10 protein-coding genes are annotated in these 13,608 nt (G+C 70.5%); all 10 read right to left on the bottom strand.

Annotated elements, in window-relative coordinates; genetic code table 11:
- Positions 1-112 precede the first annotated feature (112 nt).
- A complete protein-coding gene (locus G8A07_RS03815) occupies positions 113-817 on the bottom strand; it encodes a DUF6445 family protein (protein ID WP_213086231.1) in 705 nt (234 codons plus the stop codon).
- A gap of 189 nt (positions 818-1,006) precedes the next feature.
- Entirely contained in the window at positions 1,007-3,121 is a 2,115-nt protein-coding gene (locus G8A07_RS03810) for a peptidase domain-containing ABC transporter (RefSeq protein WP_195795789.1), read from the bottom strand.
- Complete coding sequence (locus G8A07_RS03805; protein ID WP_195795788.1) at positions 3,118-4,350, bottom strand: HlyD family secretion protein; 1,233 nt, start codon at positions 4,348-4,350, stop codon at positions 3,118-3,120. The genes G8A07_RS03810 and G8A07_RS03805 overlap by 4 nt, the downstream gene beginning before the upstream one ends.
- Positions 4,351-4,455: 105 nt before the next feature.
- Positions 4,456-4,734: a hypothetical protein gene (locus G8A07_RS03800; RefSeq protein ID WP_195795787.1), complete on the bottom strand. Its 279-nt coding sequence runs from the start codon at positions 4,732-4,734 to the stop codon at positions 4,456-4,458.
- Between the two features lie 102 nt (positions 4,735-4,836).
- A complete protein-coding gene (locus G8A07_RS03795) occupies positions 4,837-5,118 on the bottom strand; it encodes a hypothetical protein (protein ID WP_195795786.1) in 282 nt (93 codons plus the stop codon).
- Positions 5,119-5,310: 192 nt separating this feature from the next.
- A complete protein-coding gene (locus G8A07_RS03790; RefSeq protein WP_195795785.1) occupies positions 5,311-6,525 on the bottom strand; it encodes a lanthionine synthetase LanC family protein in 1,215 nt (404 codons plus the stop codon).
- A complete protein-coding gene (locus G8A07_RS03785; RefSeq protein WP_195795784.1) occupies positions 6,522-9,713 on the bottom strand; it encodes a lantibiotic dehydratase in 3,192 nt (1,063 codons plus the stop codon). The genes G8A07_RS03790 and G8A07_RS03785 overlap by 4 nt, the downstream gene beginning before the upstream one ends.
- 366 nt (positions 9,714-10,079) lie before the next feature.
- A complete protein-coding gene (locus tag G8A07_RS03780) occupies positions 10,080-11,141 on the bottom strand; it encodes an acyltransferase family protein (protein WP_213086230.1) in 1,062 nt (353 codons plus the stop codon).
- A 126-nt stretch (positions 11,142-11,267) separates the two neighbouring features.
- A complete protein-coding gene (locus G8A07_RS03775; RefSeq protein WP_195795782.1) occupies positions 11,268-12,155 on the bottom strand; it encodes a glycoside hydrolase family 16 protein in 888 nt (295 codons plus the stop codon).
- A gap of 119 nt (positions 12,156-12,274) precedes the next feature.
- Positions 12,275-13,594 carry an MFS transporter gene (locus G8A07_RS03770; RefSeq protein WP_195795781.1) on the bottom strand — a complete coding sequence of 440 codons (1,320 nt, stop codon included), beginning with the start codon at positions 13,592-13,594 and terminating at the stop codon, positions 12,275-12,277.
- Positions 13,595-13,608: the final 14 nt, after the last annotated feature.

Below are 13,608 nucleotides of genomic sequence, written 5' to 3'. Positions count from 1 at the left end.
CCGGGCTTTTTCATTTGCGCGTGCACATGCATGCAGGCACGCGCCGACGGCACAAGGCAAAACGCGCGGTCAACAGCCGCGCGTTTTGCCTATCGACAACTGTCGGCCGGTGTTAGAAATCGTAGAAGGTGTTGATGGTCAACCTGCCCTGGCGCGGATCGCTGCTCAGGCCCTGCGGATTGACGATGGCCGAATGCAGCAGGCTGCCCCGATAGATCACCAGGCGGTTGAAGCGCGCAGGCATGATGCCCAGCAGCTCGAAACACTCGTCCGAGTCGGTGAAGTAGCGCGGTGGCGCCGGGCGGCGCTCGACCTCCGCATAGATCATCTCGCCGTAGCGATCGCGCTTCTCGGCCGTGATCTGCTGCAAGCCGCTGGGCTTGTGCCGGTAGAAGGCCGTGCCGCCATGCCGCTCATCACAGAGATAGAGCAGCACGGCCATGAAATGCGGCGTGCTGGCATCGAAATGCGGCACACGCTGAAGAGGACCCAGATCCTGCGGCGCCACATTGGTGAGCGAGAAGGTGCATGGCGACTTGCGCAGCGTAAGTTCCTCCGGCACACCGAAGTTCAGCCGGATCAGCGGATCCAGCAGCTCCGTCAGATTCTCGGTGTAGGCCGTCGGCACGGGCGCCCGTACGCCCGGGTAGCCCTTGCGCTCGGCCGCGCCCGCGCAGGGCTCGAAGCGGGCCTGGGTGGCCGCCTCGATCAGGGCCTCGGGATGCTCCAGAAAGTCGTCGATGAAGACGACCTGATGCTCGCCGACCCGCACCGAGCGGATGTCGGGTGGCATGCGGATCGCAAAGGGATCGCTCATGGTCTGGCCGGCGGCTCCGAAAGTTGAGATGAGGTGAAACAGGGGACTGCCCATTGTCTGCGCAAGCCGGGCTCTTGCCCCAGGGTGGAATGCCCGATGGCGATGCAAATCGCCATGACACATCAGCCTAGACGGCATCGGCCACAAGCATCATGAGGCAGCGCAAGAACGCGCCACTTCAGCTCCCGTTCAACCGCCCCTCCGCTCGGGCAGGGCCAGGGAAGCTATCCCCTGCAACCGTATCACCCGCCCCGCCCGCTCGATCGTCTCCTGCCGATGCGCGATCACGACACGGGTGAGCTGCAACGCGCCGACCGCCTCGTTGACCTCCTGCTCGCGGCGCGTGTCCAGATGGCTGGTCGCCTCATCGAGGAACAGCACGCGCGGCTGCTTGTAGAGCGCGCGCGCCAGCAGGAGGCGCTGCTTCTGCCCGCCGGAGATGGCCGCGCCCATGTCGCCGATCAGGGTCTGCCAGGCCATCGGCATCGCCAGCACATCCTCCTCGATCGCGGCCATGTGCGCGCACAGGCGCACCAGTTCCATATCGATCTCGGCGGCGCCGAAGGCGATGTTCTCGGCGATCGTGCCGGCGAACAGCTGGTCCTCCTGCATCACCGCGCCCAGGCATTCGCGCCAGGCCGTCAGGCCGATCGAGGCCAATGGCCGGCCCATCACCAGGATCTCGCCCTCGGTCGGCCGCAGCAGGCCCAGCATGATCTTCAGCAGGGTGGTCTTGCCGCAGCCCGAGGGGCCGACGATCGCCACCGATTCGCCGGCCTCGACGCGCAGACTGACGCCGTCCAGCACCCAGGGCTCGTTCTCCGCGTAGCGAAAGCGCACCTGGCGCAGCTCGATGTCCGGCACCGCATCGGGCGGCAGGCCGCTGCCCCCGGCGGGCTCCGGCTCGCTGAGCACGATGTCAGCCAGGCGTTCGCGCTGGATGCGCAGCATGCGCACCTGGAAGGCCAGGTCGACCAGCGCGCTGATGCGGCTGCTGAACTGCGTCTTGTAGGCGGCGTAGGCGAAGCTCATGCCGATCGACAGCTCGCCGCGCATCACCAAGAGCGCGCCCAGATAGATCACCGCGATGTTCTCGAGGCCGAACACCAGGCCGTTGGCCGTCTGATAGAGCGTCCCCAGGCGTTGCGTCGCCAGCTCGCGATTGCTGGTGTTGACCAGCAGGTTCAGCCAGCGCGCGCGGCGCTCGTTCTCGCGGTTGAACAGCTTGATCGACTGCACGCCGCGCACCGATTCCAGCAGATGCCCGTCCTGGCGCGCCGCATGGATGATCTGCTCCTCGCTGGCCTGGCGAAACGGCGCGTAGGAGATCATCCGGATCAGCACATAGACGGCCAGCGCCGCCAGGGTGACCGCCGCCAGCTTGAGGCTGTAGATCGCCATCATCACCAGGGCCACGCAGGCCATCAGCCCGTCCAGCAGCGCATTCAGCGCGGCCGAGGTCAGGGTCTGGCGGATGTCCTGGATCGCGCCGAAGCGCGACATCACGTCGCCCAGGTGCCGGCGCATGAAATAGTCCATCGGCAGGCGCAGCAGCTTGCTCAGCACGCCGGATGCCCATTGCAGGTTCAGCTGGGTGGAGAAGTAGATCACCATCCAGTTGCGCATCGTGCCGATCAGCAGCTGCAAGAGCAGCAGCATCGCGAAGCCGAAGGCCAGCACCTGCAGCAGGTCCATGTCGCGCTGCACGATCACCCCGTCCAGCACCCATTGCTGGAACAGCGGCCCCACCACCGCCAGGATCTCCAGCGCCAGCGACAGCATCAGCACCTGGGCCACCGAGCGCTTGAGCCCGCTGATCTGGCCGATCAGTTGCCCCAGCCCCACCGCCGGCCGCGGCTCGCTGCGCTCGAAGCTGGGCATCGGCGACAGCTCCAGCGCCACGCCGGTGAAATGGCGCGAGGCCTCGGCCAGGCTCAGCCGGCGCACGCCGACCGCCGGGTCGTGCACCGTGATACCGCGCCCGGTCACGCGGCGCAGCACGACGAAATGGTTCATGTCCCAGTGCAGCACGCAGGGCGTCTGCAGCTGCGACAGATCCTCCAGCTCCAGCCGCACCGCGCGCGCCGCCAGGCCGATCTCTGCGGCAAAGCCCATCAGCTGGGCCAGGTTCACGCCCTTGGCCGAGGCATCGAGGCGCCGACGCAGGTCCGGCAGCTCCAGCCATTGACCGTGATAGCAGCTGACCATTGCCAGACAGGCCAGGCCGCATTCCGCGGTCTCGGTCTGCTGCAGCATCGGCAGGCGCGGGCCGAAACCGAACTGCAAACCCTGCATCAGATTCATAGGCGCCCCTTCAAGGCCAGCATCGGCTCGAACATCCACTCGATCAGGCTGCGCTCGCTCAGCATCACATCCGCCTCCACCTGCATGTCCGCCTGCAGCGGCACCGGCTGGCCATAGGCCTGCACCGCCTGCTGCAGCGGCCGCACCAGCACCCGGTAGCTGCGCTCCGCACCGGCGCCGCCTGCACTACCGCCCTGCCGCGCCGCACGCGACACCTCCAGCACCAGCCCCTCGTGCTGGCCGAACTTCTGATACGGGAAGGCGGCATAGCGCAGCGCCACCTTCTGCCCCGGCCGCACGAAGCCCGCCGCGCTGGACGGCAGCTGCAGCTCCGCCTGCAGCTGGGCGCCGGCCGGCAGCAACAGGGCCAGCACCTGCCCCGCCGCGACCGCCTGCCCGGCATGCGCCTGCAGCGCGGTCAGGGTGCCGTCCACCGGCGCGCTCAGCACCCATTCATGCCGGCCCTCGGCCTCGGCGATCTCCTGCTGCAGCACCGCCAGCTGCCGCTCCGCCGCGGAGCGCGGGCTGCCGTCGCGCAGCCCCTGCGCGCGCAGCTCCAGCGCCAGCGCGTCCAGCTGCGCCCGCAGCTCGCGCTCATGGCGCTCCAGCGCCGCCAGCCGCACCTGCTGGTCCAGCACATCATCGGCGCGCTGCTGCACCTGCAGGCTGGATGCGAAGCCCGTGCCCTGCAGCGCCTCGAAGCGCGCCAGCGCTTCCTGCGCCGACTGCAGCCGGCGGCGTTGCAGCCGCTGCTCGTCCCGGGCGCGCGGCAGCTCGGCCTCCAGCTCGCGCCGCTTCTGCTGCAGGGCCAGGGCCTGCGCATCGGCCAGCGCCTGCAGCCGCCCGGCCTCGGCCAGCAGGCTGGCGCGCTGCTGCTCCAGGCTGCGCACCGCGCCCTGGGCCAGCTCGCCCGCGCGCGCCGGGCGCTCGGCCCGCAGGCGGAACAGGGCCTGGCCGCGGCGCACCGAGCTGCCCTCGCCGACCAGCGCCTCGGCCACCACGCCGGGCTGCTGCGCGGCCAGGTTGACCAGGCCCTTGTCCGGCACCAGATGGCCGCTGACCCGAGCGCGCTGCGTGTAGCTGGTGAAGAACAGCATCAGCACCACCGCCAGACCGGTCGCCAGCGCGCCGATCGACACCCACCAGAAGCTGCGCGGGCTGCGCAGCAAGACCTGACCCTGGCGGTCGCCATGGCGCAGATGGTCCAGGGCCTCTTGGCGAAACAGCATCGCGTGGCCTTTCTTTCCGTGCGTCGGTTGAAGCTAAGGAAGATGGGGCGGGCATGACCGGCGTCCCGGCGGCCCGCCCCGAGGCGCGTCAGCGCCTCATCATCATCAGCACAGGTCGCTGGCGCCGCCGCCGCAACGCGGCGTCCGCGACACCGGCGGACAGGCATTGGTCGCGCAGGCGCCGGTGGCCGGCGGGCAGCCCTGGGTCTGCGGCACGCCGGTCGGGCAGCCGCTGGCGGCGTTGACCGTCACGCAGGGGCGATTGGTCGGATCGGTGCCGCAGGCGGCGATCGAGGTGTAGCCGCCGGCCACGTCCTGCAGCTCGTCCGGGCTGAGCTGGCGCACCGAGGTGGTGGCCAGCTGGAGTTTTTTACTCTTGCTCATGATTTTCAGATGGGATATTCAAGGCGGGGCCGGATGGCCGTGCCCCGGGGGTGGGGAAGGAGCGGGTCCACCGGGATGGATGCCCCGGCGGCCCCTGCGCCATCAGCGGGGGCACCAGCCCTTGGTCGCCCAAGGAGGCAGGCAGTTGTTCTGCGTGCCGCAGGCATTGGACGCGCAGACATTGCTCGCGCATTCGGCCGAGGCCGGCGGCGGGCAGGTTTGCGTCGCGCAGGGACCGTAGGTCGGGCAGCCGCCGCAATAGGCGTTGGACAGCGAGGTGTTGCCGGTGGGGCCACCGTCGCCGCCGGCGACCTGGTCCACTTCACCGGGAGTCAGGCTGCGCACCGAGGTGGTGGTCAGCTTCAGTCGATCGGACTTGCTCATGGGTCTCCTAGATAGACATACAGATGCATGCGGCCTGAGGCCGCGTGGATGCGTGGTGGGGCAGATCACGGCCACCCCGGGGGTGGCGCCGTTCACAACCTGCCGGGGCTCCGTGCAGTCCCGACCGTGGTCAACGCCGCCGTGGCCTGTGCACCGTCCGGCCCGGCCGAGCCTTCGGGCGCACAAGCGGATTCACGAGAAAACGACGTGGGTCTCGAGCGCGCGGCGCCCGGCCAGGAAGGGCAGGCTCCAATGCGGGCCATGATCCGGCGGGCCGCCGTCAGCGCGGCCCTCGCTCAGCACCAGCGCCAGGCCGGCATAGCCCTCCAGCAGCCCGAGCTCGGGCGCCGGCGCGCGCTCCAGCTGGGCCAGCAGGCCGTCGGCCCCCGCCACCGGATGCAGCCGCAGGCAATGCGCGGTCAGCGGCGCCAGCTGACGCGGCGCCAGCTGCCGCATCAACCAGGCCGAGCCGGCGCTGCCATGGCACAGCCAGGCGTCGATGAAGCCGAGCTGCTGCGCCGGCCGCCGGGACAAGGTCGCCAGCATCCGGTCCGCCCAGTCGTCCAGCGCCGGGTCCTCCAGCGCGACGGCGGACAGCCGCAGCGCCGCCGCCATGCCCAGGTCGCCATAGCACCAGGCACAGCGCGCCGGATCCGTGGATTCCGCCGCAGTGCCGAAATGCGCATGCCCGTTCGACTGCTCCTGCCGCCGCAGATAGCGCAGCCCGCCCAGCAGCAGCTCGCGCGCCGCCGGCCGGCCGGTCCTGGCCACCTGGAGCGCATAGGCCAGCGCCGCCAGCACGCCCGCCTGGCCATGGGCGACCCCCAGGTCGGTGCAGCCGCCGGGATGGGCATTGCCCATCGGGAAGCCGCGGATCCAGGCCGGCGGCGTGAACCAGTGCAGCTCGCCCTCGGCCGCCGTCGAGACCATCGCGCGCAGCCGCGCGACGCAGGCCTCGACCAGCGGCAGCCGGCTGCCGCCCTGCTCGCGGTAGGCGGCATAGGTCAGCAGCCCGCCGATGCCGCTGATCAGGTCGAAGTGATAGGGCAGGTCGCGGTCATGGCGCAGGCAGTCCAGCAGATGCTCGTCGGCATCCGCCGCGGCCTCCTCGGCCAGGCCCAGGCCATACACGCGGTCCAGTTCCAAGGCCGCGAACAGCAGGCCCTGCGCGCCCTGGAACAGGCCATGCGGATAGCGCGGCAGCCGCTCCAGCAGGCGCAGCACGGCTTCGGCCAGCCAGTCGGCATCGAGGTCGCGCCCTTGCGTCTGCCGCTCCAGCACCGCCAGGGCCAGCAGTTGGCCGGCGGCCCCGCCGGCATAGCTGGCATCGGTCCAGGCCCCGTCGAGCGCGCGCCGCAGGCGCCAGCGCACGGCCTCGATCAGCGCGGCCTCGGCGGCGGCGCTCATCGCGCCAGCTCCGGGCTGCGCGCCTGCCGCGCCCGCTCCAGCCGGCGCGCGAAGTCGTAGAGCAGAGTCTCGTGGCGGCGCGGGTCGCTGGGCGCGAGCCGGTTGCAATGCATGTGCAGCAGGCTCTGCAGCACCTGCTCCTGCTGCGGCTCGGGCAAGCTCGTCAGCAGCTCGCGCAGCGCCGCCAGCAGCGGCGCGCGGCGCCGCGCGCTGGCCGCCAGCTGCTGCTGCCACAGGCCCAGCCGGCCCCGGCCCTGCCGCAGCCCGTCCAGCTCGCGGCGCAGCTCGCGAAAACGCGCGCCCACCGCCACCAGCGCGGCGGAGCGGCCCGCGGCACCGGCCTGCTCGTCGAGGAACTGGCGCGCCAGCTTCTCCAGCAGCGCCTCGCGCCGCGCCGCGTCCGGGCTGAGCTGCAGCACATAGGCATCCAGCGAGGCCAGCGCATAGAGCCAGCGCGGCGGCGCATCGTCACCCGCCTCGCCTTCCGCGGCCTCCAGCTCCAGCAGCGCCAGCAGATCGTCCGAGTCCACGCCGAACAGCTGCTCGCACAGCGCCAGGCCGGCCGCACCGCCATAGCGCTGCAGCTCCGGCAGGTAGTCGTCGCTCTGCACCCGCCACAGCAGGCCGGCGCGCTGCGCCTCGGCCAGCCGCGCCTGCAGCCGCGCATGCAGCTGCACCAGCGTCTCGCGGTCGCGCGCCTGCAGACGCAGCCGCAGATGCTCGAAGTCGTCCAGGAAGCGCACGAAGAACCAGGTCCGCAGCAGGCCCTGCGCCTGCGCCTCGCGCAGCAGCGGCGCCACATGCTCGCGCAGCACCCGGTCGGCATAGCCGGCCCCGGTGTAGAGCCGCAGATAGACCCAGTCCTCCAGGCAGGGCCGGCGCGGCCCCTCGTCCTGCAGCGCCGCCCGCCCGGGATGCCAGGGCGCCGCCTCGACCGGCTGCGCGCTCTTCTGCGTCTGGCGCAGCGGCAGCAGCCATTCGCGGCTGCGCTGCTCGAAGCAGCCCTGCGCGGCCGCCGCGTTCAGCGCCAGGCATTCATGCAGCAGGACCTGCGGCAGCTTGATGATCTCGTCCAGCAGCAGCGAGACCGAGGCCAGGTTGTCCAGGTCGACCGGCAGATGGTTGTCATGCTGGTCCCAGGTCACGAAGCGCGGCAGGCCCAGCGCCTCGCGCCAGGCCGGCACCGTGCCGGCCACCGCGGCCTGGTTCAGCGCCTCGATCTGCTTGGCCTCCAGCAGCCAGCGCTCGCGCACCAGGATCAGGCCGCAGAGCTCCACCCGCGGCAGGCGCGGCAGCGCCTGCACCGCCGCCGGCCAGGCGAAGCCGAACCAGGGCGCATCCTCGTCCTGCAGTCCGGCCAGGAACTCGTAGGCGCCGAGCTGGCGCGCGCTGTAGTTGTGCGCGCTGGTCAGGCGCGGCACGACGCGCCGGCCGCTGCGCCGGTCGCGCAGCAGGAAGCGGTCGCCGACCAGCTGGATGCTCAGGTCGCCGAGCCAGAGCTGCTGCTCGCGCGGCTTGTCGCTGCTGCCGGCATAGACCAGCTCATGGCTGGCCAGCGAGGGCCGGCGCAGGATGTTCAGCAGGCGGTCCTGCGGGTGGTGGATCAGCTCGGCATAGATCCAGTCCTCGCGCGCATCGCGATGCTCACGGGCATAGTGCCCGGCGGCCTCGCTCAGCGCCGGGCTCAGGTGGCAGAAGCGCGCGATCAGCTCCAGGCCGTTGCGCCCGCCGACGCCGCGCAGCTCGAACTTCGGCTCCGTGCCCGGCGCGCCGGGCAACTGGCCCAGCTGGGCATAGGCACCCTCGGCCAGCTGCGGGGCCGGCGCCGCGCCCAGGCCCTTCAGATCCTCCTCCGACAACGCAATGCAGCCGCCGCCGGCGCCCTGCTCGAACAGGCGGCGCAGCAGCAGCCCCTCCAGCGGCAGCAGCGCCGGCCCCATGCCGGCCTCGCCGGCCGTGGCCGGCGCCAGGCGCAGCCCCTCCAGCAGCGGCGAGACCAGCGCGCCGCGCTGCGGATAGGGCACGCCCAGCTCGGGATGCAGCGCATAGGCGAGATTCACCTCGCGGTCCTCGAAGCGCGCGCGGAACAGGCGCTTGTACTCCTGCTGGCGCGGCACCCGGCGCGCGGTATGGCGCATCAGCAGCTCCAGCTTGTGCACCAGCCCCTGCGCCAGCGCCGGGTCGACCGCGGCGGGCCGCGCGTCCAGGGTGTCGATCTGCAGCACGCCGCGGCTCAGGTCCTCGCTGCCGATCTGCGCCTCGACGGCCGCGCGCAGGGCCTGGTAGGGCTCGACCAGCGAGCCGGCGCTGTCGGCCTCGGCGCGCAGCGCATGCAGCCGCGCCTGGATCTCGCGCAGCGGCGCCAGCGCCGGATGCGCGGGCGATTGCGCCAGCGCATGATCCAGGCTGCAGCCGTTGCCGGCGGTCGGCGCCAACTGCGGCAGCAGCAGGCGCTTGTCGATCAGCTGGTGCAGGAAGGCCTCGGCCTCTTCCGCCTCGACCGCCAGTGCCCGGACCAGCTCCTCGCGCAGCGCGGCGAAGGGCTGCGGGGATTGCGCGGCCCGCTGCAGCAGCGCCAGCGCCTCGCTGTGCGCCAGCTCCACCGCGCGATAGCTGCGCTGGCGGTTCGCCTGGTAGACCCAGTCCACATAGCTGAGATGGGTGCCGCAGGAGAAGGCGGTGTTGTTGAGCTGCCAGCGCAGCAGCGCGCGCCAGCCCTGGTCCTGCAGCGCCCGCTCGATCAGCCAGGCCTCGACCCCGCTGTCCAGATGGATGCCGCGGCGCAGCGCCGGCGCGGCGCCCGGCTCCGCGGATTCGGCCGCCGGCCCGACCCGCGCCAGCTGCACCTGGGCGAACAGGCCGAAGGGCGTGCAGCGGTAGGCCGCGCGGCTGAGGAAGCGCGCCAGGCTGGCGATCTGCTTCTTGCGCTCGCCCGCATGCTGGCTCACCTCGCCCTGACCCAGGCGCAGGTCGATCAGCCGGGCATGCAGCGAGGGCCTGGAGACATACAGCCCCTCCTCCACCCAGGGCTGCTCGTACTGCGCCAGCACATAGCGCTCGGCGTCCGGGCTCTGGCTCCAGTCCTCGAAATGCCGCAGCGGCAGCAGCGGGTGGCGCTGCAGCACGAAGGCCGCGGGCGCGAGCCGCGGCTCCTCCTGCTTCGGGGTGGTCGTCTCCTCTTTCACCATGCTCTCCTCCCTGGGGTTCCCAACGGGCGTGCAAGTCCCCTGCAGGTCGGAACGCCTGCTTCGGGACGGAACGATGAACGGCAACAGCGACTACGGAATCGGCGGCACGCGAACGACGGCGCGCCTGGCGACGGACTGCTTGGCTGGGGGCGGAACTGCACCCCGGAGGCTGGTGTCGCCAGATCAGTCATCTCGACTAATCAGATACCAATCTAAGACCCGTTAGATACCAATGCAACTGCCGTAAACCCTGCAGCCCCTGAGTTAGGGAGAAGAAGACCGGGCCATGGGTGGACAGAAAAGAAAACGGCCGCCTCGCAGGGCGGCCGTTCGGCGATGCGCTCGTCTTGAGCGAGTGGACGGGGGTCAGACCTTGATATAGATCCCGCGCTTGTCCAGCAGCCGGGCCACCCCGGCCCAGACCAGCACGAACAGCAGCGCAAAAGCCAGCGAGGCCGCCTCGGGGCCCAGCGCCGCGCCGACGCTCGGCAGCAGCCAGCCCTGGTAGATCGCGGTCTGCCAGCCCAGCGCGGCCAGCGCCACGCTCATCACCCAGGCGCCGGCATAGGCGGTGATCGCGTTGACGCCGAAGCCACGCCCCAGCGCCGGCCAGCCGCGGCGGTCCACCAGCAGATGAAAGCCGACCAGCGCCAGGCAGGCCCAGCCGCCGGTCCAGAGCACGAAGCTGCCGGTCCACAGCTGCTTGTTCAGCGGCAGCCAGGGCGTCAGCAGATAGGCGACGACCAGCGCGGCCAGACCCAGCCGCAGCAGCGGCATCAACTGCCGCCGGCGCAGCCAGTCGCCGGCGCGCAGGCCCAGCAGGCAGCTGGCCAGCGCACCCAGGGTCGACAACACGCCCTCGGGATCGAAAGCCAGCCGGCCATCCCATTCATAGGCGAAGCGCCCCAGCAGCGCGGTGTCGATGCGCGCCTGCAGGCTGCCGGCCTTGTCCAGGCCGCCGCCACCCAGCAGCAGCGCCGCGTGCAGGATCAGCAGGCCCGCCAGCAGCAACCATTGGGTGCGGGCGCGGCAGTACAGCAGCACCAGGCCCGCCAGCGCGAAGCACAGGCCGATGCGCTGCAGCACGCCGAACAGGCGGAACTCCGGCTTGCCCAGCGCCCACCAGGCGAACAGGTGCAGCGCCAGCCCGAGCAGCAGGATGCGCAGCGCACGCTCCAGCACGGCCCGCGCCAGCGGCGCGCGCGGCGCATCCGCCTCGACCTTGGCACCCAGGCTCAGCGCCAGCGAGACGCCGACGATGAACAGGAACAGCGGGAAGATCAGGTCGGTCGGCGTGAAGCCATGCCAGGCCGCATGCAGCAGCGGTGCGTAGACATGGCCCCAGTCGCCCGGGTTGTTGACCAGCAGCATCGCCGCCACCGACAGGCCCCGCAGCGCGTCGACCGAAGCCAGGCGCTGGTTCTTCATTTCACTCATCTATCTCGACAACTCTTCGCGATGGAACGGCCCACCGGGTAACGTCCGAGGATCCGGCTTTGCCGGTCCTGCGGGCGTGCCCCCTTGAAGGGGCCGGCACAGCCGGTAGGGGGTGGGTCAAAAATCGCAGCGGCTCTCCAAAGCGGGCTGGGCCGGCGGCACCTGGTCCAAGCGCGCCGTGCCGGCACGGCGCAGCGCGCCGACCTGGGCCAGCACCTGCTCGGGACTCAGGCGCGTGTTGCGCGCATGGAAGACCCAGTCCACGTCCTGCTCGTAGACGCGCGGCGCGGCGCCGCCAGCCCCTTGGGGCAGAAGGCCGCCGGGCGAGAACCAGAGGTTGAAGTTGATCGACATCGGCACGACCGGATAGTTGCGCCCGCCATGCTGGGCCACCTGGCGGCCATCGATGAAGAGGCGCGTCTGCCCGTCCAGGATCTGCATCATCAGCACATGCCAGCCGTCCAGCGAGCCGAACTCCTCATGCGACTGGTTGAAGGCCTGCCAAGGCTTGAGCTGCACCGTCTGCCAGGTGATGCCGTAGATGCGCGTCTTCTCGCTGCCCCAGCCGCCGTTGGGCAGGTACTCCCAGTCCAGCTCGCTGAACTCGGGATCGAAGTCATGCTTCAGCGGGCTGACCACATAGAAGGTCTGGATCACCGGGTCGCCGTCGATGCCGCGCGTCGGCGCATCGCGAAAGCGCACGCGCGCCGCGTAGGTGCCTTCCAGGTACTTGCGCTGGTGGCACAGCTGGGCCTGCTCGGTGCCGGCGCCGCTGCCGTCGGTCTGGGCGCGCAGGCGCAGCAGGCGGTTGCCCTTGGTCTCGGGATCGTCCAGCAGGCTCAGACCCTCGGGCGCCCAGCGGGCCCCCTCGACGCCGGGATGGCCGGTCTGGCTGCGCGGCGTCCAGCCGCCCTGCCCCAGCTCGGCGGTCGAGCGGTAGCTGAAGTCATCGAAGAAGCTAAAAAAAGCCTGCCCGGACTGCTGCGCCCGGGCAGGCTGGCACAAAAGCAAGACGGTCCCTGCAAGCACCGCCATCGCCCCTCTCAAACCCATGGGTCTGCCCCCTGTTGGTCTTTCTTCACTGTCGTGCGGCGGCGGCGCCGCGCGCCGGCCGCCGATGGATTTCAGCTGCTGGTCGCGGGTGTCGCGGCGGCATCGTCATTGCCGTTGGCCGGCTTGGCCTGCGGCGCGGTGCCGGGGATCTTGACGAAGAACATCAGCAGGAAGGCCGGCACGCCGCAGGCGATGGTCCAGAGGAAGAAGCTCTGGTAGCCCATGGCCAGCTGGATGTCGCCGCTGATGGTCTTGCTGAAGATGAAGCCCAGCTGCATCACGCCCGAACCCAGCGCGTAATGCGCGGTCTGGAACTTGCCCGGCGCCACCGCCTGCATGATGTAGAGGATCATGCCGACGAAGCCGAAGCCGTAGCCGAACATCTCGAGGCCGATCGCGGCACCGATGTGGAACAGGTCGGCCGGCATCGTGCTGGCCAGGTAGTAGAAGGTCACGTTGGGCACGGCCATCGAGACGATCAGGATCGGCATCGCGCGCTTCAGGCTCAGCCAGGAGGTGAAGTAGCCGCCCAGGATCGAGCCGACCAGGAAGGCCGCGGTGCCGACGGTGCCGTAGATGCCGCCGACCTGCTCGGTGGTCAGGCCCAGGCCGCCCTTGTCGCGCGCCTCGATCAGGAACAGCGGGCCGATCGTCTGCACCTGGCCCTCGGCGAAGCGGAACAGCACGATGAACAGGATCGCCAGCCAGATGCCCGGCTTTTGCAGGAAATCCGCGATCACCTCGCGCAGGGTGCGCCAGATGCTGGCCGCGGTCAGCGCGGTGTGCTCGGTGTTCAGGGTGCCGGGCAGGGCCCAGGCGTTGTAGCTGGCCAGCAGCGCCAGCACCACGGCCAGCAGCACGAAGATCACCGACCAGGCGTTCATCACGCCCAGCGACTTCTCCAGATGGCCGGCCAGCACCAGGAGGCCGCCCAGGGTCAGGAACTTCGAGGCATTGAAGAAGGCGCCCTGCCAGCCGGCATAGGCCGCCTGCTGCTTGGCATCCAGGCTGGCCATGTAGAGGCCGTCGCAGGCGATGTCATGGGTGGCCGAGGCATAGGCCAGCAGGAACAGCACCGCGATGCTGGCCGCGAACCACATCGGCAGCTGCAGCGCCACCGCCATCAGGCCCAGGCCGACGGCGCCGGTGAACTGCATCGCGACGACGATCAGCTTCTTGCTGCGCGCCAGCTCCAGGAAGGGGCTCCACAGCGGCTTGAAGGCCCAGGCCAGGCCCAAGGCGCCGGTCCAGCGCGCGATCTGGTCGTTGGCCACGCCCATGTTCTTGAACATCAGGCCGGCGATCAGCATGACGACGAAGAACTGCAGGCCCTGCACGAAGTACAGGCTGGGCACCCAGCGGATGGGTGAACGCGGCGTCTGGGTGGTCATGGCGAGCCTCGCTG

This window comes from Roseateles sp. DAIF2 (genome assembly GCF_015624425.1).
Classification (GTDB): Bacteria; Pseudomonadota; Gammaproteobacteria; order Burkholderiales; family Burkholderiaceae_C; genus Kinneretia.
This window is presented reverse-complemented; position numbering and strand designations above follow the sequence as displayed.